26 protein-coding genes and 1 riboswitch are annotated in these 23,671 nt (G+C 69.2%); of the genes, 20 read left to right on the top strand and 6 right to left on the bottom strand.

All coding sequences use genetic code 11. From position 1 onward, the window contains the following. Positions 1-45 precede the first annotated feature (45 nt). Positions 46-570, bottom strand: a complete 525-nt coding sequence (locus C6Y44_RS20190) for an AMIN-like domain-containing (lipo)protein (protein WP_225623615.1) — start codon at positions 568-570, stop codon at positions 46-48. A gap of 248 nt (positions 571-818) precedes the next feature. Between C6Y44_RS20190 and C6Y44_RS20185 the strand changes: the two genes are divergently transcribed. Further along, a complete protein-coding gene (locus C6Y44_RS20185) occupies positions 819-1,385 on the top strand; it encodes a hypothetical protein (RefSeq protein WP_006553007.1) in 567 nt (188 codons plus the stop codon). 45 nt (positions 1,386-1,430) lie between these two features. Here C6Y44_RS20185 and C6Y44_RS20180 read toward each other — a convergent pair whose 3' ends face one another. Further along, entirely contained in the window at positions 1,431-2,591 is a 1,161-nt protein-coding gene (locus C6Y44_RS20180) for an FAD-binding oxidoreductase (protein ID WP_120283639.1), read from the bottom strand. A 270-nt stretch (positions 2,592-2,861) separates the two neighbouring features. Between C6Y44_RS20180 and clpB the strand changes: the two genes are divergently transcribed. The 9 genes from clpB to C6Y44_RS20135 all read left to right on the top strand — a co-directional run bounded on the left by clpB (position 2,862) and on the right by C6Y44_RS20135 (position 12,327). After that, the gene (gene clpB, locus C6Y44_RS20175; RefSeq protein WP_088898890.1) at positions 2,862-5,417 is read left to right on the top strand and encodes an ATP-dependent chaperone ClpB; all 2,556 of its coding nucleotides are present in this window, start codon (positions 2,862-2,864) and stop codon (positions 5,415-5,417) included. A gap of 67 nt (positions 5,418-5,484) precedes the next feature. Further along, entirely contained in the window at positions 5,485-6,396 is a 912-nt protein-coding gene (locus C6Y44_RS20170) for a hypothetical protein (protein WP_159417626.1), read from the top strand. Positions 6,397-6,425: 29 nt separating this feature from the next. Continuing rightward, positions 6,426-7,085 carry a type III secretion system chaperone family protein gene (locus C6Y44_RS20165; protein ID WP_006553002.1) on the top strand — a complete coding sequence of 220 codons (660 nt, stop codon included), beginning with the start codon at positions 6,426-6,428 and terminating at the stop codon, positions 7,083-7,085. Positions 7,086-7,139: 54 nt separating this feature from the next. Then, positions 7,140-7,922 (top strand): SDR family NAD(P)-dependent oxidoreductase, encoded by a 783-nt coding sequence (locus C6Y44_RS20160; RefSeq protein WP_159417627.1) that lies wholly within the window; start codon positions 7,140-7,142, stop codon positions 7,920-7,922. A gap of 184 nt (positions 7,923-8,106) precedes the next feature. Beyond that, entirely contained in the window at positions 8,107-8,694 is a 588-nt protein-coding gene (locus C6Y44_RS20155) for a LemA family protein (RefSeq protein WP_159419138.1), read from the top strand. A gap of 86 nt (positions 8,695-8,780) precedes the next feature. Beyond that, positions 8,781-9,320: an orotate phosphoribosyltransferase gene (gene pyrE / locus C6Y44_RS20150; RefSeq protein ID WP_016691489.1), complete on the top strand. Its 540-nt coding sequence runs from the start codon at positions 8,781-8,783 to the stop codon at positions 9,318-9,320. A gap of 4 nt (positions 9,321-9,324) precedes the next feature. After that, positions 9,325-10,440, top strand: coding sequence for a galactose-1-phosphate uridylyltransferase (gene galT / locus C6Y44_RS20145; RefSeq protein ID WP_159417628.1), 1,116 nt, complete (start codon positions 9,325-9,327; stop codon positions 10,438-10,440). Next, positions 10,437-11,558: a galactokinase gene (gene galK / locus C6Y44_RS20140; RefSeq protein ID WP_192378517.1), complete on the top strand. Its 1,122-nt coding sequence runs from the start codon at positions 10,437-10,439 to the stop codon at positions 11,556-11,558. Before galT ends, galK begins: the two co-directional genes overlap by 4 nt. Positions 11,559-11,598: 40 nt before the next feature. Further along, positions 11,599-12,327, top strand: coding sequence for a lysoplasmalogenase family protein (locus C6Y44_RS20135; RefSeq protein WP_159417630.1), 729 nt, complete (start codon positions 11,599-11,601; stop codon positions 12,325-12,327). On the opposite strand, the gene C6Y44_RS20130 is transcribed toward C6Y44_RS20135, so the two are convergent. Further along, the gene (locus C6Y44_RS20130; protein ID WP_006552995.1) at positions 12,318-12,758 is read right to left on the bottom strand and encodes a hypothetical protein; all 441 of its coding nucleotides are present in this window, start codon (positions 12,756-12,758) and stop codon (positions 12,318-12,320) included. The two genes, C6Y44_RS20135 and C6Y44_RS20130, sit on opposite strands and share 10 nt — an antisense overlap. A gap of 67 nt (positions 12,759-12,825) precedes the next feature. Here C6Y44_RS20130 and C6Y44_RS20125 point away from each other — a divergent pair, with 67 nt between their 5' ends. The 4 genes from C6Y44_RS20125 to C6Y44_RS20110 all read left to right on the top strand — a co-directional run bounded on the left by C6Y44_RS20125 (position 12,826) and on the right by C6Y44_RS20110 (position 16,185). After that, positions 12,826-13,608 carry an SDR family oxidoreductase gene (locus C6Y44_RS20125; protein WP_159417631.1) on the top strand — a complete coding sequence of 261 codons (783 nt, stop codon included), beginning with the start codon at positions 12,826-12,828 and terminating at the stop codon, positions 13,606-13,608. Between the two features lie 59 nt (positions 13,609-13,667). After that, positions 13,668-14,276: a hypothetical protein gene (locus tag C6Y44_RS20120; protein WP_120280213.1), complete on the top strand. Its 609-nt coding sequence runs from the start codon at positions 13,668-13,670 to the stop codon at positions 14,274-14,276. A gap of 2 nt (positions 14,277-14,278) precedes the next feature. Beyond that, the gene (locus tag C6Y44_RS20115) at positions 14,279-14,965 is read left to right on the top strand and encodes a TrmH family RNA methyltransferase (RefSeq protein WP_120280212.1); all 687 of its coding nucleotides are present in this window, start codon (positions 14,279-14,281) and stop codon (positions 14,963-14,965) included. A gap of 77 nt (positions 14,966-15,042) precedes the next feature. Next, positions 15,043-16,185 (top strand): glycoside hydrolase family 76 protein, encoded by a 1,143-nt coding sequence (locus tag C6Y44_RS20110; protein WP_159417632.1) that lies wholly within the window; start codon positions 15,043-15,045, stop codon positions 16,183-16,185. Positions 16,186-16,257: 72 nt separating this feature from the next. On the opposite strand, the gene C6Y44_RS20105 is transcribed toward C6Y44_RS20110, so the two are convergent. Further along, positions 16,258-17,025: a VTT domain-containing protein gene (locus tag C6Y44_RS20105; RefSeq protein ID WP_120280211.1), complete on the bottom strand. Its 768-nt coding sequence runs from the start codon at positions 17,023-17,025 to the stop codon at positions 16,258-16,260. 137 nt (positions 17,026-17,162) lie between these two features. Here C6Y44_RS20105 and fbaA point away from each other — a divergent pair, with 137 nt between their 5' ends. Further along, on the top strand, positions 17,163-18,200 hold the full coding sequence (fbaA, locus tag C6Y44_RS20100) for a class II fructose-bisphosphate aldolase (protein ID WP_120280210.1): 1,038 nt from the start codon (positions 17,163-17,165) through the stop codon (positions 18,198-18,200). A gap of 131 nt (positions 18,201-18,331) precedes the next feature. Here fbaA and C6Y44_RS20095 read toward each other — a convergent pair whose 3' ends face one another. After that, positions 18,332-19,249 (bottom strand): Rv0361 family membrane protein, encoded by a 918-nt coding sequence (locus C6Y44_RS20095; RefSeq protein WP_159417633.1) that lies wholly within the window; start codon positions 19,247-19,249, stop codon positions 18,332-18,334. A 79-nt stretch (positions 19,250-19,328) separates the two neighbouring features. Between C6Y44_RS20095 and C6Y44_RS20090 the strand changes: the two genes are divergently transcribed. The 3 genes from C6Y44_RS20090 to C6Y44_RS20080 all read left to right on the top strand — a co-directional run bounded on the left by C6Y44_RS20090 (position 19,329) and on the right by C6Y44_RS20080 (position 21,935). Further along, positions 19,329-19,745 carry a DUF3151 domain-containing protein gene (locus C6Y44_RS20090; protein WP_064256541.1) on the top strand — a complete coding sequence of 139 codons (417 nt, stop codon included), beginning with the start codon at positions 19,329-19,331 and terminating at the stop codon, positions 19,743-19,745. A gap of 11 nt (positions 19,746-19,756) precedes the next feature. Beyond that, positions 19,757-20,920, top strand: coding sequence for an FUSC family protein (locus C6Y44_RS20085; protein WP_174246991.1), 1,164 nt, complete (start codon positions 19,757-19,759; stop codon positions 20,918-20,920). A gap of 85 nt (positions 20,921-21,005) precedes the next feature. After that, complete coding sequence (locus tag C6Y44_RS20080; protein ID WP_016691502.1) at positions 21,006-21,935, top strand: cation diffusion facilitator family transporter; 930 nt, start codon at positions 21,006-21,008, stop codon at positions 21,933-21,935. Here C6Y44_RS20080 and C6Y44_RS20075 read toward each other — a convergent pair. Beyond that, positions 21,925-22,485: a histidine phosphatase family protein gene (locus tag C6Y44_RS20075; RefSeq protein ID WP_192378516.1), complete on the bottom strand. Its 561-nt coding sequence runs from the start codon at positions 22,483-22,485 to the stop codon at positions 21,925-21,927. The two genes, C6Y44_RS20080 and C6Y44_RS20075, sit on opposite strands and share 11 nt — an antisense overlap. Positions 22,486-22,538: 53 nt before the next feature. Then, a riboswitch (cobalamin riboswitch) is annotated at positions 22,539-22,657 on the top strand. Positions 22,658-22,689: 32 nt separating this feature from the next. On the opposite strand from C6Y44_RS20075, the gene C6Y44_RS20070 reads away from it, so the two are divergent. Further along, the gene (locus C6Y44_RS20070; RefSeq protein ID WP_006552982.1) at positions 22,690-22,884 is read left to right on the top strand and encodes a CbtB domain-containing protein; all 195 of its coding nucleotides are present in this window, start codon (positions 22,690-22,692) and stop codon (positions 22,882-22,884) included. Positions 22,885-22,898: 14 nt separating this feature from the next. Further along, complete coding sequence (locus C6Y44_RS20065) at positions 22,899-23,669, top strand: CbtA family protein (protein WP_174246992.1); 771 nt, start codon at positions 22,899-22,901, stop codon at positions 23,667-23,669. Positions 23,670-23,671: the final 2 nt, after the last annotated feature.

Raw genomic sequence — 23,671 nt, 5'->3', positions numbered from 1 at the left:
GTGTATCACAAGGATCCGCGGATCCGGAGGTGCCGGTCTCCGGCCTCACCACTGGTGCGCGACGTCCAGCACCACCCGGGAACCGCTACCGGGACCGTCGAGGGTGAACACCCGGAACGGCAGCCGGGCCCGTACCCCGACCCCGAGGGTGGTCTGGCCTTCGAAACTGTTGGCCCACGCCACCTGCCGCAGAGTCCGGTACCCGCTCACGTCGACGACCTCGCGCCGGTTCGCCGGTACGTAGTAGGCGGGAGCGAGGACGACCACCTGGAGGTAGGCGCCTCCGCGCAGCGGGACCTCGAACCCCGATCCGTCCTCGTGGACGGCGGGGACGTAGCCGACGCGGTAGCCCGCGGCCGGTCCGGCGAGATCGACGACGATCCGGTCGAAGCACTCGTGCCGTCCCGCCCGCACGGCGGTGAACGGTGAGGTGACCATCGTCGGGTTCACCTTGTCCAGCGAACCCCAGTGGATGCCGCAATAGGGCGTTGCGGCCGACGCGGTCGGGCCCGTCAGCCCGATCCCCGCGATGACGACGATCATCGCGAGCCACACGTGAATCCTGCTCATGTCCGTTCCTCTGTGTGTGGCTGATGATGGATCATCGCGAGGAGTGTGATCTGCGTTACATCGAGCTTCGTCGTTCTGCTGCTGCGGCGGAGTTCGTGCTGTGTCCTCGCGGAGGTCTGCCCGAAAGGTCGTGCGCGCTTTCGGGAACGAGCGCGTAGGGGCTGCGTCGGTACCCGCGCGACCGTACGAGTACCGGTCAGGTGCAGCCGGTCTTTCACTGCCCGGGCCGTGCTGACATACTCCCTCGCATGGTGAACGGGGACGCCCAGCGGGTCGAGGTGCGGTTGGCAGTCGAATATCCGGGCTCGGGAGCGACGAGCACGCTCGGAGACGGTTCGATGCGACCGATCGATCCCATCCCCCCGATCTGCCCGCGTCACGGAGAGCCCGAGACCGGACGTGTCCGGGTGACGGTCGCGGCCGACGCGTCGGAGCCCCGCCAGGGATCGAACCGGTTCGGTTCGGCGCTCGAGGCCGCCTACACGGTGCAGGTCGCCGCGGTGGACTGGCCCGTGTGCGCTCGCTGCGTCGCAGTCCGCACGCGCTGGCAGATCGCCGCCGCCGCGACCTGCACGGTCCTCGGCGTCATCTTCCTCGCGCTGGTGTTCGCGCTCGTACAGGGCGCTCCCAAGATCTACGGTCTCGCGCTGCTCAGCGTCTTCGGTCTGTCGTTCCTCCCGATCTACGTCGCCCTGCGGGTGCTCGAACCGAAACGGGCGTCGCTGGGAATGTCGGTGGCGGAGGACGGTTCGGAACTCGTCATCTCGCAGGCGCATCCCGAGTTCGCGCGGGCGGTCGCGGCGCAGCGGATGTAGTCGCCGGCGCGGAACCTCTCGCAGCACGGAAGCTGCGCAAGCAGATCAGAGCGGGTCGAAGCTGATGTTCTGACGCGGCGTTCCCGCTGCCGACAGTGCGTACAGCGTCGTGCGGATCATCGACGGCGACCCGGCGATCTGGATCTGACGGTCGGCCCACGTGCCGAACTGCCCGGCGACCTTACCGAGCTTGCCGTACATCGGCCGGTTGAGGCCGGTGGGCGGTTCCTTCACGGGAACCGGGTGCCACCAAGGGTTCTCCTTCTCCTCGAGCACCGGCACGATGGTCAGCCACGGGTTGGTCGTGGCGATCTGCCACAGTGTCTCGAGGTCGTACAGGTCGCACGGATACTTGCCGCCGTAGAACAGGTGGACGCGCGGGTTGTCGCCGCGCATCGCCATCTCCATGATCTGGGCGCGCATCGGTGCGAGGCCGGTGCCGGACGCGATCATCAGCACGTCCTGGCCGCTCTCACGGTCGACGTGCAGGCCGCCGAGCGGTGGGCCGATCGTCCATCGGTCGCCGACGGCGGTCTCGCCGACGAGCGCGGGGCTCACCCATCCGGTGGAGACCCGTCGGACATGGAATTCGATCTGCCCGTACGGATTCGGGGGGATCGCGGCGGACAGGTAGCGCCACATGTGCGGGCGCTGCGGGATCTGCACGCTCATGTACTGGCCCGCGTAGTAGGGGATCGGGCTGTCGGCCTCGAGCCGGATGATCGCCAGATCGGGGAGCACGCGTTCGTGGCCGACGACGGTGGCGCCCCACGAGGCGGGCAGGTCGTCGGTGGCCGCGGCGGTCGCCATCGTCTCGACGACCCCGTCGACGACCTCGGCCCATGTGCGTTCGAGCGCGGCCGTCCACAGGATCAGGGGAGTGCATTCGCGGACCGCGGCGAGCAGTGCGTTGCCCGCGACGCGGTAGTGCAGCGGCTCGACCCCGTACTTCCGGTGGTCGCGCGCGAGCTGGGCGAGGAACCTGTCGACGGTGCCCGGCTCGTGGAGGCGGGCGACGACCCAGCCGACCGCGGTCGCGAAACGCTGCCGCATCGACTCCATGCCGGCGGGGAACAGTGAGCGGATGCCGGTGGACTCGCTCCACATGGCGGTGTAGAACGCCGTCGCGAACCGTTCGGCTCCGGTGGGGGTGGCGATGATCGACGCGAAGCTGAGCTGAACCCGGGCGATGGCGAAAGCCTCCACGCCATCCTCCCTGTATCCGTGCTGCGCGAACGCCGCCACTGTAGTCGGTTGCAGGGCGCCCGGCCACTGACCGCCGGGTCCGTCACAACCTGCGAGCGGTTTGTGATCAGAGTCACTACACTCAGGAAAGTTGAGTGGAACAAACTCAACTTACGATCCGTTGAAGAATTCGACATCACCGAGACCTGCCCGATGCAGGGAATCGGCTGCAGAATCGACATGGGGCACTCGCCTGCGCGTGGAGTGCACCGAGAAAGAAAGGGGCGCGCAGTGGACTCGTTCAATCCGACGACCAAGACCCAGGCCGCACTCACCGCCGCACTTCAGTCGGCGTCCGCTGCGGGCAACCCGGAGATCCGTCCGGCACACCTGCTCGTGGCACTGCTCGACCAGACCGACGGCATCGCCGGCCCGCTGCTCGAAGCGGTGGGCGTCGACCCGGCCGCGGTCCGCAGGGAAGCCGAGGACCTCGTCCGTCGCCTTCCGCAGACCAGTGGTGCGACCACCACGCCACAGCTCGGGCGTGAGGCGATTGCGGCCATGACCGCGGCGCAGAAACTCGCCACCGAACTCACCGACGAATTCGTCTCCACCGAGCATGTCCTCGTCGGCCTCGCCGGTGGCGACTCCGACGTCGCGAAGCTCCTCGCCGGGCACGGCGCGACGCCGGCCGCCCTGCGCGACGCCTTCACGACCGTCCGCGGCAACCGCCGCGTGACCTCCGCCGATCCCGAGGCCAGCTATCAGGCCCTGGAGAAGTACTCCACCGATCTGACGGCGCGGGCGCGCGAAGGCAAGCTCGACCCGGTCATCGGTCGCGACAACGAGATCCGCCGTGTCGTCCAGGTGCTCTCCCGCAGGACCAAGAACAACCCGGTCCTCATCGGTGAGCCGGGTGTCGGCAAGACCGCCATCGTCGAGGGCCTCGCTCAGCGCATCGTCGCCGGGGACGTCCCCGAGTCGCTGCGCGGCAAGACCGTCATCTCCCTCGACCTCGGCTCGATGGTCGCGGGCGCGAAGTACCGCGGCGAGTTCGAGGAACGCCTCAAGGCCGTGCTCGACGAGATCAAGGAATCGGCCGGGCAGATCATCACCTTCATCGACGAGCTCCACACCATCGTCGGTGCCGGCGCGACCGGCGAGTCGGCGATGGACGCCGGCAACATGATCAAGCCGATGCTCGCCCGCGGTGAGCTGCGGCTGGTCGGTGCCACAACCCTCGACGAGTACCGCAAGTACATCGAGAAGGACGCGGCCCTCGAACGCCGCTTCCAGCAGGTTCTGGTGGGGGAGCCGAGTGTCGAGGACACCGTCGGCATCCTGCGCGGCCTCAAGGAGCGCTACGAGGTGCACCACGGCGTGCGCATCACCGACTCCGCGCTCGTCGCGGCGGCGACGCTGTCCGACCGGTACATCACCTCGCGCTTCCTGCCCGACAAGGCCATCGACCTCGTCGACGAGGCGGCCTCGCGCCTGCGGATGGAGATCGACTCGCGTCCCGAGGAGATCGACACCGTCGAACGCATCGTCCGTCGCCTCGAGATCGAGGAGATGGCGTTGCAGAAGGAGAGCGACGAAGCCTCGAAGGAACGCCTCGAGAAGCTGCGCGCCGAACTCGCCGACGAGCGGGAGAAGCTCAACCAGCTCACCACGCGCTGGCAGAACGAGAAGACCGCGATCGACTCCGTGCGGGAGATCAAGGAACAGCTCGAATCCCTGCGCGGTGAGGAGGAACGCGCCGAACGCGACGGCGACCTCGGCAAGGCCGCCGAGCTGCGCTACGGCCGCATCCCCGAGCTGGAGAAGAAGCTCGAGGCGGCAGCCGCCGCGTCGGGTACCACCGCCGGTGGCGACCTGATGCTCAAGGAGGAGGTCGGCCCGGACGACGTCGCCGACGTCGTCGCGGCATGGACCGGCATCCCCGCCGGCCGCATGCTCGAGGGCGAGACCGCCAAGTTGCTGCGAATGGAGGACGAACTGCGCAAGCGGGTCGTCGGCCAGGACGTCGCGGTGCAGGCCGTCTCCGACGCGGTGCGTCGTGCACGTGCCGGTGTCGCCGACCCGAACCGTCCGACGGGGTCCTTCCTGTTCCTCGGCCCGACCGGTGTCGGCAAGACGGAGCTGGCGAAGGCGCTCGCCGACTTCCTGTTCGACGACGAACGCGCCATGGTGCGGATCGACATGTCCGAGTACAGCGAGAAGCACTCGGTGGCACGCCTCGTCGGTGCGCCTCCGGGCTACGTCGGCTACGAGGCCGGCGGTCAGCTGACCGAGGCCGTGCGGCGCCGCCCCTACACGGTGGTGCTGTTCGACGAGGTCGAGAAGGCCCACCCGGACGTCTTCGACACGCTGCTGCAGGTGCTCGACGACGGTCGTCTCACCGACGGCCAGGGACGCACGGTCGACTTCCGCAACACCATCCTGATCCTCACGTCGAACCTCGGCGCGGGTGGCGATCGGGAGCACATCATGGCGGCGGTGCGGGCGGCGTTCAAACCGGAGTTCATCAACCGGCTCGACGACGTCGTGATCTTCGACCCGCTCTCGGAGGAGCAGCTCGAGAAGATCGTCGACATCCAGCTCGACCAGTTCGCCGACCGCATGTCGGCACGGCGACTGACGTTGGACGTCTCGAACACCGCGCGGTTCTGGCTGGCGGTACGCGGCTACGACCCGCAGTACGGTGCACGTCCGTTGCGCCGCCTGATCCAGCAGGCGGTCGGCGACCAGCTCGCCAAGAAGCTGCTCGCCGGTGAGATCAAGGACGGAGACACCGTCCACGTGGGCGTCAGCGAGGACGGCGACCACCTCGTGATCAGCGCCTGACGGCACCGGTGCGCGGCCTCGGTGGCAGGAGCCGCCGGGGCCGCGCGCGCCTACTCTGGAAGGCGTTATGACGAATCCCCAGGATCCGCGCACCCCGCAGGAACGGGCCTACGCACTCGACGAGTCGTCGAACGGGACGGACGACGACGCGACCCGCGTGCTGCACACCGACGACCCGACCGAGGCGTACGGGCGGCCGGTCACCCACCCGACGGTCGCGTACACCCGCTACGAGCAGTGGGGCGCGCAGGGGAGCGAGTACCAGCCCACCCATGCCTATCCCTCCCCCCAGGGTCCTCCGTCGCAACAGCCGTATCCGCCTCGGCCGGGCTACCCGCCTCCGCACGGCTATCAGCCCACACAGGTGCTCCCCGGATACGACCCCGGTAACCCGCAGACGGCGATGAACCCGGGACCGGGAACGCCGGGGCACGGAATCCCCGGGCAGCCACCCACGGGTCCGGTGCCCGGCGCGGATGCCGGGAAGCCGCGCGGCCCGCGCTGGGGACTGATCGCGCTCGCCGCGGTGGTCCTCATCGCGCTCGGCGGCACCATCGGGTTCCTGCTCAGCCGGCCCGACGACTCCACCTCGCGGGTCGCGTCGGATCGCGCCCCGGCCACCGTCGCGCCCCCGCCGACGGCGACTCTCCCGCCGGCACCCGAACCGACCACACCGGGACTGCCGCTCGACCGGATCCCGGGCGGACTCGGCGAGGTCATGGGCGACGCGGGCGCGGTCGTGGGCACGATCACCGCCAACGACGGCGGCAGCATCACCCTCGGCGTCATCGGTGGTTCGACGGTCACCGTCGTCCTCACCCCCGACACCGAGATCATCACCCTGACCGGCAATACCGCCGACAGCCTCGAGGTCGGAGCGACCGCCGTGGCGACCGGCAGTGCCGTCGAGCAGGGACGGATGACCGCTGAGACCGTCGTCAGCGCGTCCCTCCCATCCTTCGGTGGTTCGGGCCGCTGACCCGCTAGGCTGACTCGACGATGACTGTCATGTGGTTCTCTCTGGCCGCGGTCGCACTGCTGGGTGCGGTCGCGCTGCTCTACGTCGACCGGACGCGGCGAGAGCAGTCGGGTCGTATCCGGGAGATCTGGGCCAAGGCGCAGGGCTACAAGTACACCTCCGCCGAGGACCACCTGCCGTCCACCTGGCACCGCGCGGCGCTCGCCAAGCAGGAATATCTCGGCGCGATCGACATCGTCCGCGGGGTTCGCCGCGGCGAGGAGTTCGTCCTGTTCGACATCGAGGAGACCGCGACGATCATCGCGGTCCGGCGCAAGGTCGGCTCCGACGTCGACATCGATCTGCGGCTCAAGTCGACGCCGCCGCCGAAGGACCCCGACATGAACCTGCTCGGTTCGATCGGCCCGCGCATCGTCTTCGCCACCGACCTCGAGATCGCGCGACGCGTGTGCGACCAGCGGATGGTCGCGTTCACCGAGTCCATCCCCGACCACGTGCAGATGCTGTGGAGCGAAGGCGAGTGGACGCTCGGCTCGATCCCCGTCGGCAGCTCCGGACGCGAATGGGACTCGGCCATCGAGACCGTCGCGCGTTTGTCGGGCATCCTCCACGTGCTGCCGCCCGTCGTCGAACCCGAGGAACTCGACCGGGGTTCGCAGGATCCGGGTCGGCCCTCCGCTCGCCACTGAGCGAGGATTTCCGAGAGGTGGTCGCGCACGCTGCGTGTCGTTAGTGTGACGGCCATGACTTCCGCCCGCCCCGTCGCGCTCGTGACCGGCCCCACCTCGGGAATCGGTGCGGGTTTCGCCCGCACACTCGCGAGTCGCGGTTACGACCTCGTGCTCGTCGCCCGCACCCGTCCCGCCCTCGACGAACTCGCCGCCGAGCTGAAGCAGAAGTTCGGGGCGGCATCGGAGATCATCGTCGCCGACCTGGCGGCCGCCGACGGTCGCGATCTCGTCGTCGAGCGCCTCGGTCGCGGTGTCGACATGCTCGTCAACAACGCCGGATTCGGCACGACCGGCGAGTTCTGGACCGCCGATCCGGCCCTGCTGCAGGCGCAGCTCGACGTCAACGTCACCTCGGTTGTCGCGTTCACCCGCGCCGCGCTCCCGTCGATGATCGAGGCGGGCAGGGGCGACATCGTCAACGTCGCGAGCGTGGCCGGTCTGCTGCCCGGGCGCGGCTCCACCTACTCCGGCAGCAAGGCCTATGTCGTGTCGTTCACCGAAGGGCTGGCCGGTGGTCTCGCCGGCACGGGCGTGCGGGTGCAGGCACTGTGCCCCGGCTTCGTGCGCACCGAATTCCATCGGCGCGCCGGGATCGACATGTCGTCCACCCCGAACCTGATGTGGCTCGAGGTCGACGAGGTGGTGCGCACCTCGCTCGCCGACCTCGACAAGGGCAAGGTCCGCAGCATCCCCGGGCTGCAGTACAAGGTGCTCGCCACGGCGGGACGACTGGTGCCGCAGAACCTCGTGCGGAAGCTGACCAACACCTTCGGCAACGGTCGCGGCCGCACCTGATCGGCTGCCGCCGCGACAGCGCCCGATCGCCACGGACGAACTGACGGCGGGCGTTGCCAGATCACGGTACGGATACACCGCGCAGGACACGCCGGGTGCAGTCTTCGACGCGATTCGTGCGCTCGGTACATTTCTGCGCGTGACGTCTGTGGCTGTGGTGCTCTGTGTTGCTGTCGTGGTTGCGGTGGTGCTCTGGTTGCGCGCAGGCGTGCGCCGTCTTCGGACGTTGCAGCAACGCCAGCGGGAGAGCCTGCGTCTGCTCCTCCACGAACTCGACGACCGCTACGATCTCGTGCCCGCGCTCATCGCGGCGTCGGCCGGTGCCGGTGTCGAACGTGAGCGCATCCGGCCCGTCGTCGGCGCCCGGTCGCTCGCCATCGGCATGCGCGACCAGCGTCTCGGGCTCACCGAACGCGCCGGCGCCGAGAACGCGCTGTCCGCGACGCTCCACGAGCTGATCGGTGGACTCGAAGGGGTCAACCACTGGCCGTTCATCCGGGTTGCCCGGGAACTGCAGACCCGCGAGCAGCGCATCGCCGGCGCCGTCCGCGTGCACAACGACCTCGGCGGCGCCCTGAACACCGCGGTCGGCCGATTCCCCACCTCGCTGTTCGCGAAGCTCGCGGCCGTCGGACCGGTCGTGCTGTTCGAGGCGCCCGCGCCCGTCGCCGCATCCGAACCGGCGCGGAAGCCCGAGACCGTCGAGGCGGAGATCGTCGAGAGCGACGTCCGGCCGGAGTCCGAGGCGACCTCCGACACCGTCGCTGCCTGACCTGCGACCCGCAGCGACTAGGCTCGTTCCCCGACACGAGCGCGACCGCACCGGCGTCGCGCCGCCGAACGACGGGTGAGGACGCAATGAGTGACCGCGACGAACTGGCAGCACTGGTACGCGAGCTGGCGGTGGTACACGGCCGCGTGACCCTGTCGTCCGGTAAGGAAGCCGACTACTACGTCGACCTGCGCCGCGCGACCCTGCACCACAAGGCCGGCCCGCTCATCGGCAAGCTCCTGCGCGAACTCGTCTCCGACTGGGACTTCGACGCCGTCGGTGGCCTGACCATGGGTGCCGACCCCGTCGCTCTCGCCGTCATGCACGCCCCCGGCCGGCCCATCGACGCCTTCGTCGTCCGCAAGGCCGCCAAGGCCCACGGCATGCAGCGGCAGATCGAGGGACCGGACGTCACCGGCAAGCGTGTGCTCGTCGTCGAGGACACCACCACCACCGGCAACTCGCCCCTCACCGCCGTCAAGGCGCTGCGCGAGGCCGGCGCGATCGTCGTGGGTGTCGCGACCGTCGTCGACCGCGCGACCGGCGCCGACGAGGTCATCGCCGCCGAGGGCGTCGAGTACCGTTCCCTGCTCGGCCTCGCCGACCTGGGTCTGGACGACAAGTAGCCGCGTGGGGGCGCGGGTCCGGCAGACCGTCACGCATCTCGCCGACGGCCGGGAATTGATCTACTTCGACGACACCGAGCCGTTCGTCTCCGGTGCCGCGACCCGCGACCTCCACGACCGCCGCGACCTGCCGCCTGTTGCGGCGACCTCCGAGATGCGCCGCGACCCGCTGACGGGGGAGTGGGTCACCTTCGCGGCGCACCGCATGGAGCGCACCTTCCTGCCGTCGGCCGTCGACTGCCCGCTGTGTCCGAGCAGGGCCGATGCGTGCACCGAGATCCCGGCCGACGACTACGACGTCGTCGTGTTCGAGAACCGTTTCCCGTCGCTCGGGGCGCCCCCATCCGACGAGGATCTCGTCGACGACGACGGTCTGTGGCCGCGACGACCGGCGACCGGCCGCTGCGAGGTCGTCGCGTTCACCCCCGACCACGACGCCCGGTTCGCCGACCTCTCCGTGTCCCGGGCGCGCACCGTCATCGATGCGCTCGCCGCCCGCGCCGCCGAGTTGTCGCAGCTGCCGGACGTCGAGCAGGTCTTCTGTTTCGAGAACCGCGGTGTGGAAATCGGTGTGACACTGCAGCATCCGCACGGACAGATCTACGCCTACCCGTTCGTCCCACCACGCTCGCAGGCCTTGCTCGACCGCGCCCGCGAGCATCGCCGGCGGACCGGGAGGTCGCTGCAGGGCGACATCCTCGACGCCGAACGACGCGCCGGCACCAGGCTCGTGCTCTCCGGCGACGCGTGGTCGGCCTACGTTCCCGCCGCGGCACGCTGGCCCGTCGAGGTGCACCTCGTCCCGCACCGCGACATCCCCGGTCTCGCCGCCCTCGACGAGCACGAACGCGACGAACTCGCCCGCATCCAGCGCGACCTGCTCGGCCGCGTCGACCGGTTCTTCCCCGGAGTCGACCGCGCCCCCTACATCGCCGCCTGGCACCAGGCACCGGTCGGTGCACCTCATGGGGACGTGCGACTGTTCTGCCAGATCTTCTCGTTGCGCCGCGCCCCGGACAAGCTGAAATATCTCGCCGGGTCCGAATCCGCGATGGGCGCGTGGATCAGCGACACCACCCCCGAACGGATCGCCGAACGCCTGCGTGAGGTGGCGCCATGACACTCGCAGCGACCGCCCGCGCACTGTTCACAGCCGAGTTCGGCACCGAACCCGAGGGCTGTTGGTGCGCCCCCGGGCGCGTCAATCTCATCGGCGAGCACGTCGACTACGCCGGGGGTCTGTGCCTGCCGATGGCGATCCCGCAGGTCACGATCGTCGCGGTGCGTCGGCGCTCCGATCACGTGCTGCGCGTGCGCAGTTCCGGTTTCGACAGCGTCGACCTCGATCTGCGCGACCGGCACGTCGACGGTTGGGCCGCCTACGTCGCAGGCGTGATCTGGACGCTCGACCCGCCGGGATTCACCGGCGCGGACATCGCGGTCGCGTCGGACGTGCCCGTCGGGGCAGGGCTCTCGTCGTCCGCAGCGCTCGAGACGTCGATCGCGGTAGCGCTCGCCGACCTGTGCGGCCTGCCCCTCGACGACGACGGCCGTGACCGGCTCGCCGCGGCGTGTGTGCGCGCGGAGAACGACTACGCCGGCGCCCCTACCGGCGGACTCGACCAGCGGATCGCCCTCCACGCACGTCCCGGCCACGCGCTGCTCCTCGACTTCGCCGACGGCAGCAGCGAACACATCCCGTTCGACGCGGAAGCCCGCGGGCTGACCGTGCTGGTCGTCGACACCGGCACCGGACACGAGCTCGCCGACGGGCAGTACGGACAGCGCCGCCGTGAGGTCGAGGACGCCACCCGCATCCTCGGCGTGGAGAGCTTGCGCGACGCCTCCTCGGCGGACCCGATCGACGATCCCGTCCTGCGTCGGCGCGCCCGGCACGTGATCGACGAGATCGCCCGCGTTCAGGAGGCTGCGGAGTTGTTGCGGGCAGGGCAGATCCGGGATCTCGGACCGTTGCTCGACGCGTCGCACCGCTCGTTGCGCGACGACTTCGAGGTCAGCTGCCTCGAACTCGACACCGCCGTCGACGCGGCCGTCGCTGCCGGTGCGCTCGGCGCCCGGATGGTGGGTGGCGGTTTCGGCGGGTCGGCGATCGCGCTGTGCGAGGACGACCGCGTCGACTCGGTGCGGAAGGCCGTCGCCGACGCCGCTGCACGTCGCGACCTGCCGGCGCCGACCTTCCTGCGCGCCACGGCGTCCGGCGGTGCGCGCCGCTGCTGAAGCTTGCGGGCTGATCGATGCAGCCGGGTACTGTGCGCGCATGGGTTGGTTCAGTCGCAAGAGATGGGGCGTCGAGCACGCGGTGTTCGCGGCGGCGTCGGCCGCCACCGTCGTCGGGGGAGTGGCGGGGAACGAGAAGCTGCAGCAGATCGCCAAACCACTCATCGCACCGGCGCTCGCCGTGCGGGTGCTGCGCCGCTCCCGCGACACCGATCGCGCCGACACCGCCCTGCTGGTCGCGGGTCTCGCAGCCGCCACCCTCGGTGACATCGCGATGATCCGCTCCGACGAGGACCGCCGGATCCTGAGCGGTGCAGCCTGTTTCGGCGTCATGCAGACCGCCTACTCGAGCATCCTCGTCCGGCGCGGTGCGCGGGTCTCGACGCCGGTCGCGGTGCAACGTGCCGGCGCTCTCGCCGGTGCGGCCGGTCTGCTCGCCGCCCGCAACCGCTCGGTGGCCGCGCCGCTGACCGGATACGGCGCCCTGCTCGCCACCACCGCGACCCTCGCCGGAGACCCTGCCCTCGCGCCCGGTGCGCGCGTGCGCGCGGGTCTGCCCGTGCCGGGTTCCGACCGGCGCAGTCGGCTCGGTCTCGGCGGCCTGATCTTCACGCTGTCCGACGGATCGATCGTCGTGCGCCGCACCCTGCTGAAGGACGAGAAGACGCGCGCGGCAGCGGAAGGATTCGTGCTGGCCACCTACGTCGTGGCCCAGCTGCTGCTCGTGGAAGGGCTTCTCGCTCTCACGAGCCGGGACAGTCAAGGATAGAGGACGATCCGGTCGCGGTCGAGCGGGTCCACCCAGATGCTCACGACCTCGCCGGGCGCGTAGCGCTGCAGGTTGCGACGGTCGACCTCGTAGACGACCGTGCCGCGATAGGACTCCGAGCCGGGCACCGTGAGCTCGAGATCGAGCCGGGTCAGCTGACCGGTCGAGGTCAGATCGAGCGGGGTCGCGGAACGGATGATCGCCCATCCCTCGTAACCCTCGCGTTCGATGCGGCGCATGACCTTCGAACTCCGACCCGCGAGCGCCAAGGACAGGCCGAGCACGGTGCCGTACAGACAGACGAGGAAGACCACCTGGAAGCCCTCGGTGCCCGGTTCGGAGATCGGCAGGAACAGGTTCAGCCACAACGCGAGAACGACGACATATCCCGCGGTGACGAATCCGACAGTAGCGACGATACGACGATTCACAGCTCCTCCGGTTCCAGCCTATCCCCGCTCGGCCCCGTCGGCTTCCGCCCGTGATTAGGGTGATGCCATGTCCGCTCCCAACGTGGTGATCACCGGCGCCGCCGCCGGTATCGGTCGCTCCACCGCCCTGCTCTTCGCCCGTCACGGTTACCGCGTCGGTGCCTTCGACATCGACACCGTGGGGCTCGCGAGCCTCGCCGAGGAGGGCGCCTCGATCGCCGCAGGGCGGATCGTCACCGGTGCCCTCGACGTCACCGACACCTCCGCGTGGACCCGCGCCCTCGAGGACTTCTGCACCGACGGTCGGCTCGACGTCCTCGTCAACAACGCCGGGCTGCTGTCGTCCGGGCCGTTCGAGGACATCCCGGCGAGTCGGCACCGCCAGCTCGTCGACGTCAACGTCACCGGTGTCGTCCTCGGCTGCCACGCGGCCTTCCCGTATCTCCGCGACACCCCCGGCGCGCACATCGTGAACATGTGCTCGGCGTCGGCGCTCTACGGACAACCCGAGCTCGCCACCTACAGCGCCACCAAGTTCGCGGTGCGCGGTCTGACCGAAGCACTCGAACTCGAGTGGGCACGCCACGACATCAAGGTGCAGGCGCTGTGGCCGCTGTTCGTCGACACGAACATGGTCGACGGGATGGACATCGGCTCGCGACGCTCACTGGGCGTGAACCTCGGCGCCGACGACGTCGCCCGCGCGGTGTTCGACGCGACCCGCCCCACGCGGCGCTCGGGACGGGTGCACAGGCCCGTGGGCCGGCAGGCGACCGTGCTCGCCACACTCGCCCAGGTGTCGCCCGGATGGATGAATCGCCTGGTCAACCGGCGCCTGACCGGCCACTGACACCGCTCGATAGAGTGACACCCGCACGTCGTCGGGAAGGGTGTTGCGTGAGAATTCGGATGTGGCCGGTCGCAGTCGTCGCGGGTGCGGCACTGTTCGTCGCAGGATGCGGGGGCTCCGCGGACGGGCCGGAGGCCGACTCCGGAGCGACGTCGACGACGACCTCGGCGGCTGCCTCGACGACCTCGCCCACGACGGTCGCTCCGAGCACCACCGAGGAGACGACCCCGTCGACGACCGAACCGGCTCCCGAGCCGGAGACCTCCCCGGAGGAACCCGCTCCGCTCGCGCAGGTCGAGTACCAGCGCAACGAGTCGTACTACTTCAGCAGCCCCGACGGCACCTTCGAATGCGGCATCGTCCGGCTGCCCACCCGCACCGAGGCGGGCTGCGAGGGACCGACCGATCCGATCCCGCCGCGCCCCGAGGACTGCATGGTCAACTGGGGACTCGGCATCCGCGTGCAGGACTCCGGCGAAGGCGAGTTCGTGTGCTCGGGCGGACCGGTCTACCTCTCACCCGACGGAGCGAGCCCCGTCCTGCCGCCGGGATCGTCGCTGTCGCAGCTCGGCTACACGTGCGCCACCACCGCAGCCGACGTGACCTGCACCAACGATGCCACCGGCCACGGTTTCCGCGTCGCAGCAGGTTCGAACGAGACGTTCTGACGGTGACCGACACGCATTCCGAACCGGCCGTCGAGGACGCGGCGGGCCCCACCGAGTGGGGTGAGCACCCGCACGGCGTCGGACCGTGGATCGAGGAGTTCGGCACCGAGCCGCCCATCGACCCGCGCTACGACCCCGAGTTGCTCGCCCACGGCGACCGGCGCAACGTCGTCGACGCCTACCGCTACTGGACCCGCGAGGCGATCGTCGCGGACATCGACCGTCGCCGGCACCCGCTGCACGTCGCCATCGAGAACTTCGCCCACGACGCGAACATCGGAACTGTCGTCCGCACCGCCAATGCGTTCGCCGTGGGCACCGTGCACATCGTCGGACGACGCCGGTGGAACCGGCGCGGAGCGATGGTCACCGACCGCTACCAGCACCTGCTCCACCACTCGGATGTCGACGCGCTCGTCGCGTGGGCGGCCGAACAGGACCTCGAGATCGTCGCGGTGGACAACACCCCCGGCTCGGTCCGGCTGGAGACGGCGACCCTGCCGCGCCGCTGCCTGCTGCTGTTCGGGCAGGAGGGCCCCGGCGTCACCGAAGCAGCCCGCAACGTCGCCTCGATGACGGTCTCCATCGCCCAGTTCGGCTCCACACGGTCGATCAACGCGGGTGTCGCCGCGGGCATCGCGATGCACGCGTGGATCCGGCAGCACGCCGATTTCTCGGACGCCTGGTAACACCTGCCCCGCATTCCGGGATGAAAGTCGCGCGGACCGTCGTCGGGGCGGCCGCCGGTCGGGCAGTGTGGAGGGTGATGAACACCGCAGCAGGACAGCGTTCGGACGGAGTCGAGGCCGCCCGGTGGTCGGAACGGGCCGACGCCGCAGAGGGTGCCATCGTGTCGCGGCACATCCGTCGTCTCTGGGCCCTCCCCGGCACCGCGCTCGGGGTGGTCGGCTGGCCCGCCGTCCGACGTGAGCGGCTGTTCTTCTCCTGGCACTACTGGTGGCAGGCGCACCTGATCGACACCGCCGTCGACGCCGCCGAGCGCGACGCCACCCCGCGTCGCCGGCGCCGTGTCGTGCGGCTTGCGCGCACCCACCGCATCCGCAATCTCACCGGCTGGACCAACAACTACTACGACGACATGGCGTGGCTCGGCCTGTCGCTCGAACGGGCCGAACGGCATCTCTACGTCGACCACCGGGGCGCGATCGCGACCCTCGTCGACGAGCTCGTCGACGCGTGGCAACCCGAGCGCGGGGGCGGCATCCCGTGGCGTCGGCGGGACAACTTCTTCAACGCCCCCGCGAACGGTCCGGCGGCGCTGCTGCTCGCCCGCACCGGCAAGGTCTACCGCGCCGAGGAGATGGCCGACTGGATCCACGACGTGCTGCTCGACCCCGAGACGGGTCTCGTCCTGGACGGCATCCGCGACGGCGTGCACGAACGCGCGATCTACAGCTACTGCCAGGGGGTGACGCTCGGCCTCGAGACCGAACTCGCCCTGCAGCTCGACGACCCCCGGCACCGCCGCAGGGTCCACGCGCTCGTCACCGCGGTCGACGATCATCTCACCGAACGCAGCGTCGTCACCGGCGGGGGAGGCGGCGACGGGGGACTGTTCAACGGGATCCTGGCCCGCTACCTCGCGATGGTCGCCACGACACTGCCCGTCGTCGACGGCGACGACATCCGCGCCCGCAACGCCGCGGCACGCATCGTGCTGGCGTCGGCGGAGGCCGCCTGGGAGAACCGACTGCAGGTCGAGGAGCTGCCGGTCTTCGGCCGCGACTGGTCGCGGCAGGCGCGGCTGCCCGGTCTGGGCACGTCGGTCGCGCGGTTCGCGGGCGGCACCGTCCGCGAGTCGGCCGTCGCCGAACGCGACATGTCGGTGCAGCTCGGCGGGTGGATGCTCATGGAAGCTGCCTACGCCGTCACCGCGTCGCGGTCATGAAACGGAAGAAGGTGGATTCCGACCCGTTCGTTCGACGGGCGGAATCCACCTTCTGCGGTGTGAGGACCGTTCCTACTTGCTGTCGATGCGGTTGATCGGCATCGTCGCGGCCTCGGTCTCGGCGGCCGGCGCCTCACCGTTCTTGGCCCGACGCGAGCTGAGCACGCGCTTGCCGACCTCGGTGATGATCGGGATGACCGAGACGAACACGATGCCCAGGAAGATGATGTCGATGTTGTCGGCGATGAAGCTGATCTGTCCCAGCAGGTAGCCGAGCAGCGTCACGCCGGCGCCCCACACGATGCCGCCGATGATGTTGTAGGTGATGAACACGCGGTAGGGCATCTTCGCGGCGCCCGCGACGAGCGGGGCGTAGGTGCGCACGATCGGCACGAAACGTGCCAGGAAGATCATCGCGGGTCCGTGTCGCAGGAAGAAGCGGTGCGCTTCGTCGATGTAGGCCTGCTTGAAGAGCTTCGAATCCGGCTTGAACAGCCTGGTTCCGCCCTTCGCTCCGATGAGATAGCCGACCTGGTCGCCGAGGACCGCGGCGATCGGAATCGTCACCATCAGCACCCACAAAGGGGCGAACGGTTCGACCTCCGCCGACTTGGCGGCCGCGATCAGGCCCGCGGTGAACAGCAGCGAGTCGCCGGGCAGCAGCGGGAACAGCAGACCGGATTCGATGAACACCACGAGCAGCAGCCCGATGAGCATCCAGGTACCGAACGAATTGAGTAGATTGACAGGATCCAGAAACCCCGGTAGCAGGGCCAGATTGGTCACGGACTCCGAGGCTTCGAGCACAGTCACGCGATCCAGGGTACCGGCGGCGTCCACCTCTCCCCGAATCCCGACACCGACCCGGACGGCCCGAGTATCGAGGAGGCGTGTCACTTGACATACTGCAAGGACAACCGGGCACCCACCACACCCCGGTGGGATGCCGATCGACTCTCATCTGGAGGACAGCCGCTGTGCCTATCGCGACTCCCGAGGTCTACGCCGAGATGATCGCCCGCGCCAAGGAGCATTCCTTCGCGTTCCCGGCCATCAACTGCACCTCGTCCGAAACGATCAACGCCGCCATCAAGGGCTTCGCGGACGCCGGCAGCGACGGCATCATCCAGTTCTCGACCGGTGGCGCCGAGTTCGGCTCGGGCCTGGGTGTGAAGGACATGGTCACCGGTGCCGTCGCGCTCGCCGAGTTCGCCCACGTCGTCGCCGAGAAGTACGACGTGACGATCGCTCTGCACACCGACCATTGCCCGAAGGACAAGCTCGACGGCTTCGTCCGCCCGCTCATCGCGATCTCGCAGGAGCGTGTGAACAACGGACAGAACCCGCTGTTCCAGTCGCACATGTGGGACGGCTCGGCCATCCCGATCGACGAGAACCTCGAGATCGCGCAGGAGCTCCTCGCTGCCGCCAAGGCCGCGAAGATCATCCTCGAGATCGAGATCGGCGTCGTCGGCGGTGAAGAGGACGGCGTCGAGAACGCCATCAACGACAAGCTCTACACCACGGTCGAGGACTTCGAGAAGACCGTCGACGCGCTCGGCGCCGGCGACAAGGGCCAGTACCTGCTCGCTGCGACCTTCGGCAACGTCCACGGCGTCTACAAGCCGGGCAACGTCAAGCTCAAGCCGTCCGTCCTCGCCGAAGGTCAGGCCGTCGCGTCGAAGAAGCTGGGCCTTCCGGAGGGTTCGAAGCCGTTCGACCTCGTCTTCCACGGCGGCTCGGGCTCGCTGAAGTCGGAGATCGACGAGGCGCTGAGCTACGGCGTCGTGAAGATGAACGTCGACACCGACACGCAGTACGCGTTCACCCGCCCCATCGCGGCACACATGTTCACCAATTACGACGGTGTGCTCAAGATCGACGGTGAGGTCGGCAACAAGAAGACCTACGACCCGCGCAGCTACCTCAAGAAGGCCGAGGCGTCCATGACGCAGCGTGTCATCGAGGCCTGCAACGACCTCAAGTCGGCGGGACGCTCGGTCTCGGCCAAGTAGGCCCCACCGATAGACGAAGGGCGCCGACGTTGCTGTCGGCGCCCTTCGTCGTCCCTACGGTGTGCAGAAATCGTCGCGACACGCGGAGGGCGAACGACGACTTCTGCGCACTCGTCGCCGGCATTGTTCCGTTATTCGCTGCAGACCTTCCACTGCTCGCCGTCGAGCGTGAGGTCGAAGGTGCGGTCGGTGACATCGCCGGGATCGTTCACCGTGTGCGCGGTGACCTGCGCGATGGCGGTGCCCTCGGTGATCTGGATGCGGTCGACGCTCGTCACCACCGGGATCTCGCCCTGTTCGACGGCGAGCCGGTGGATGTCGCGGAAGTTCTCCGGATCGACCGTCTCGTAGAAGTCGGAGAGCGCTCCGCAGGTCGACTCCCGCAGGGTCGTGAGGTCGCCCGATTCGAGTGCTCCGACGAAGGTGTCGATGCTCGAACGGATCCGGCTCTCGGGGGAGTTGTCGGCACGGTCCTTCAGGAACACGATCACCCCGGCCGCGACGATCGCCACGACCACCAGCACGGCCGCTGCTCCCGCAACGATCAGCCAGCGTCCGCGACTCTTGTCGCGGGCCGGCGGGATGCGCGTGGGCGTGGGCTGGACGGCGACGCGGACGGGCTCGGGCTGAACCGTCGGTTCCTCACCGCGCGGAGCGATGCGCTGCGGCGGCGCCTTCGGCACGTGGCTGCGGACCGGGATCTGCACCGTGGGCGCATCGGCGGCGGAGGTGGCATCGGACGCGGGCTCGGATTCGGGGTCCGGGCGGGACTCGGCGGTCTCGGGTTCGGCGACTGGAAGCGCCACGGTCTCGTCCGTCGCGACGTTCTCGTCTGCAGCCTGTTCCGGCTCGTCGCTGCTCGCGTCCTCACCCGAGGACGCCGCATCGGTGGTCGGCTCCTCCGGTTCCTCGGAGACCTGCTCCGCTTCCTCGGAGACCTGCTCAGCCGGCTCGAGGGCGGGTTCGTTCTCCGTACTCTCGTCCGGTGTTCCGACAGAAGGGGTCGTCGAAGTCTGCTCGGGTGACTCTTCGTTCTTCGGGTCCGACAACGTGCTGCACCTCGCTCGACGGCCTGCGGTTACCCGGGGACTCTATCGAGCCTTCGTCACGGAAGGGCACAATGACCCCATGACGTCTTTCGGTGATCTTCTCGGACCGCAGCCCACCCTTCTCCCCGGCGACGACGACGCGGAGTCGGCCCTGCTGAACAACGAGGACCCGGCGAAGGTCGCAGCCGACCATCCCACCGCCTCGATCGCATGGGCGTATCTCGCCGAGGCCGCACTCGACCGTGGCGAGACGATCCAGGCCTACGCCTACGCACGCACCGGATACCACCGCGGCCTCGACCAGCTGCGCCGCAACGGCTGGAAGGGCTTCGGTCCCGTGCCCTACAGCCACGAACCCAACCGCGGTTTCCTGCGCTGCGTCGCCGTGCTCGCCCGGGCAGCCCGGACCATCGGTGAGTCGGACGAGCACGCCCGCTGCCTGGACCTGCTCGAGGACTGCGACCCGCGGGCAGCGGAAGAACTCGGCGTCGAATAGACGCCCCGTACATGTCTGTGTCGAACAGACTGTCCGCGGCGACCCGGCGCCGACCCACCCGTCAGGGAGCTCGTAATCGCCTGACCGACTCGTTCGAACGGCTGCGCTCATCGGCGCTGCCGATCGTGCAGTGCGCGCTGGCGGCGGGTCTGGCGTGGTGGGTCGCGAAGGACCTGGTCGGGCACCAGCAGCCCTTCTTCGCGCCCATCGCGGCAGTCGTCTCCCTCGGGCTCGGTCTCGGCGCCCGGTTGCGGCGTTCCGTCGAACTCGTCTGCGGTGTGACGGTGGGGATCGGCGTGGGCGACCTGCTCGTCTCGCTGATCGGCAGCGGACCGTGGCAGATCGCACTGGTCGTGATCATGGCGATGGGTACCGCTGTGGCGCTCGACAGCGGCCCGATCTTCTCGATGCAGGCGGGTAATTCCGCGGTGCTCGTCGCCACCCTTCTGCCGCCCGGCGGCACGGGGGGTGTCGACCGTATGGTCGACGCTCTCATCGGCGGGCTCACGGGGATTGCAGTGGTTGCGCTCATTCCCACGCATCCCGTGCGGCGGGCGCGCCGCAACGCCGCCGAGATCCTCGCCACCGCGAGCGAGGTATTGCGCAAGGTGGAGTCCGGTCTCGTGGAGAACAATGCGAAACCGATCGAGGAAGCGCTGCGACAGGCCCGCGCCACCCAGCCCGCGATCGACGCGATGCGGTCCAACCTCAAGGGCGGCAGAGAGATCAGCCGAGTCTCGCCGCTGTACTGGAACAGCCGCAAGCGTCTCGCGGTCCTGACGGCTGCCGCCGACCCGATCGATCACGCGATGCGCAACATCCGCGTGCTCGCGCGACGTTCCCTGACTCTCGTCCGCGACGACGAGATCCTCGACTCGCGACTGGTGCACCGTTTCGTCGAGGTAGCCGACGCGGTGGACGTCCTTCGCGAGATGGTTCTGGCCGAGCCGGGGGAGCAGCCCGACCAGGCCGAGGCCGCGCGTGTCCTGCGCAGCATCGCCAAGAAGATGGATCCCGAACTCATCGCCGGGGCAGGAGTGTCGGCGACGGTGGTGTTCGCGCAGATGAGGTCGCTGATCGTCGACCTGCTGCGGACCGCCGGACTCAAGCGGATCACCGCGATCGCGACTCTTCCTCCCACCGTCGAACATCCGGCCTACGACCCGGACGAATAAGTCCCTCCGATCTCGCCGGGCACGTAGCCGTTGAACATATGCACATTCGTGCATACGATGGCCCGAGGTTCGGAGAGGGAGTTCGATGGGTTCGGGTCACGGGCACTCACACGGCGTCGGCCACGGTCACGGTCAGGGCGCCGGTCCCACGCGCGCCGTCATCCGGCGCATGGCCTTCGCGCTGGGCATCCTCGGAGCGTTCTTCGTCCTCGAGGCTCTCGTCGGTCTCCTGATCGGCTCCCTCGCCCTGCTCGCCGACGCGGGCCACATGCTCACCGACGTCGTCGGGGTGTCCATGGGCATGGTCGCCCTCATCCTCGCCCGGCGAGGGAGCAGCGCGGCGTCGCGCACCTTCGGCTGGCACCGCGCCGAGGTCCTCACCGCGATGGTCAACGCGGTGCTGCTGCTCGGCGTCGCCGGCTGGGTGTTCTACGAGGCAATCGACCGCATCGGCGACGCCCCCGAACTTCCCGGCCTGCCCATGATCGTCACCGCCCTCGCGGGACTGGCCGCCAACATCGTCGTGATGCTCATGCTGCGGGCCGACGCGAAGGACAGCATCGCGGTGCGCGGCGCCTACATGGAGGTGCTCGCCGACGCCGTCGGATCCGTCGGCGTCCTCATCGCGGGCGCACTCGTCATGATCTTCGGCTGGAGCCTGGCCGACGTCGTCGTCGGTGTGCTCATCTCCCTGTGGGTCGTACCGCGCGCCCTGCGACTGGCCGCGGAGTCGCTGCGCATCCTCACGCAGACCTCGCCCGCACATCTCGACGTCGACCTCCTGCGCACCGACCTGCTCGCGCTGCCCGGCGTGTGCGGCGTGCACGACCTGCACGTGTGGACGCTGACCACCGGCATGGATGTGGCGACCGTGCATCTCGTCAGCGACCACGACCCGCAGTGGATCCTCGACTCGGCGCGCACCGCGCTGTCGTCGCACGGGCTCGAGCACGCCACCGTCCAGGTGGAGTCGACGGTCGACGGCAAGCAGTGCGAGAAGGACGTCACCTGGTAGCTCGCCGCGCGAACCGGTTCGGCCGCAACGTCCACCGACCCGGCCCGCCGTAGAGCCGGACGACGTCCAGCGGTCCCACGTCGACCCTCCGGAACGACGACGCCGGAGCGTCGAGAGCGCACACCGTCGCGGCCCGCACGACCGCCGGGTGCGTCACCACCCCGACACGTTCGTAGCTGTCGTCCTGGGCGGCCAGCCAGGTGCCGATCCGACGGATGAGGTCTTCGACGGACTCGCCGCCGTGCGGTGCCGAAGCCGGCTCGGTCAGCCACATCGCCAGGTCGCTCTCGGGCAGCTCGTCCAACCCCGCCCCGCACCACCTGCCGTAGTCGAGCTCGCGCAGAGCGGAGTCGATCTCGGCGGGGACGCCGAAGGCGTGGACCGTGTCGACCGCGCGTCGCTCGGGCGCACACACCCACCGGTCGACGACCGGCACCGCGACGCGTCCGAGTTCGCGGCGGCCTCGTTCGGAGATCGACTCGTCGCACGGAAATCGGGCCTGTTCCGTCGCACGCGTGGAAGCGTGTGCGACGAAGAACAATCGGGTCACGGCAGGTACGTCCTCTCCGCTTGACATCGCAGACCGCACGGTGCGAAGGTGCGTCGGTAAAGATGTGCCGAGGTGTAGGCAATCCGGTGGGAAACCGGAGCGGTCGCGCCACTGTAACCGGAGATCTCGAAATCTCCGGAAGCCAGAAAACTCCCGCGGCACATGACGGAATCGAATGGGACGCGAAATCCCAGGAGGATTGTCATGGCTGTTGTCCATACCCCCGACGAGTCGCTCGGCTCCGCCGCACTCGCAGTCGCTCTCGCTGCAGTGATCGTCGCGGCATTTCTCGTTCTCTACCTGGTCGGATTCGATCAGGGCGCGATCTCGCGCACCGGCATGTTCATGCACGAACTGATGCACGACGGCCGGCACCTCCTCGGTCTTCCGTGCCATTGAGAACGGGGACCACGATGCCCGGAACCTACCTCCACCTGCTGCTGAGGGGCCTGCTCGCCGGACTCGTCGCGGGTCTGCTCGCCGGCGGTGTCGCCTTCGTCGTCGGCGAACCCCACATCGAATCCGCGATCGCGCTCGAAGAAGCTGCCGGCGAAGCGCATTCGCACGATCACGACCACGCTGCGACCACCGGGGAATCCCACGGTCACAGTCACGGCGAGGATGCGCTCGTCGACCGTACCGGTCAGAAGGCCGGACTGTTCCTCGCGACGACCCTCGCGGGTCTCGCGCTCGGCGCCCTCTACGCGTCGGTGTTGCACTTCGCGCGTCGCCTCACCGACATGCCGGGCTGGAAGCTCGGATTGTTCGGGGCGGCCGGAGCGTGGCTCGCCGTCGAGGCCGTCCCGTTCGTGAAGTATCCGGCGAATCCGCCGGCCGTCGGTGATCCCGAGACGATCGATCAACGCACTTTGCTGTGGCTCGCCTCGGTCGCTCTCGGACTCGTCGCGATCGCCGTGGCCGTCGCGGTGGCGAAGGCGCTGGCCGCCCAGGACCTGCACACCGTCCGCATCGCAGGCCCAGCGGTCGCCTTCCTCGTCGTGGTGGGTCTCGGATATCTCGCCTTGCCGAGAATCGACGAGGTGGGGGAGGGCTTCCCCGCGACGCTGCTGTGGGAGTTCCGGGTCGCGTCGTTCACCGTGCAGCTCACCCTGTGGGCGGCGCTCGGTGTGGTCTTCGCCTACCTCACCGAACGCGCCTCCCGTCGCGTGACGATCCCGGCCTGACG

It is taken from the genome of Rhodococcus rhodochrous, from assembly GCF_014854695.1.
Lineage (GTDB): Bacteria > Actinomycetota > Actinomycetes > Mycobacteriales > Mycobacteriaceae > Rhodococcus.
This window is presented reverse-complemented; position numbering and strand designations above follow the sequence as displayed.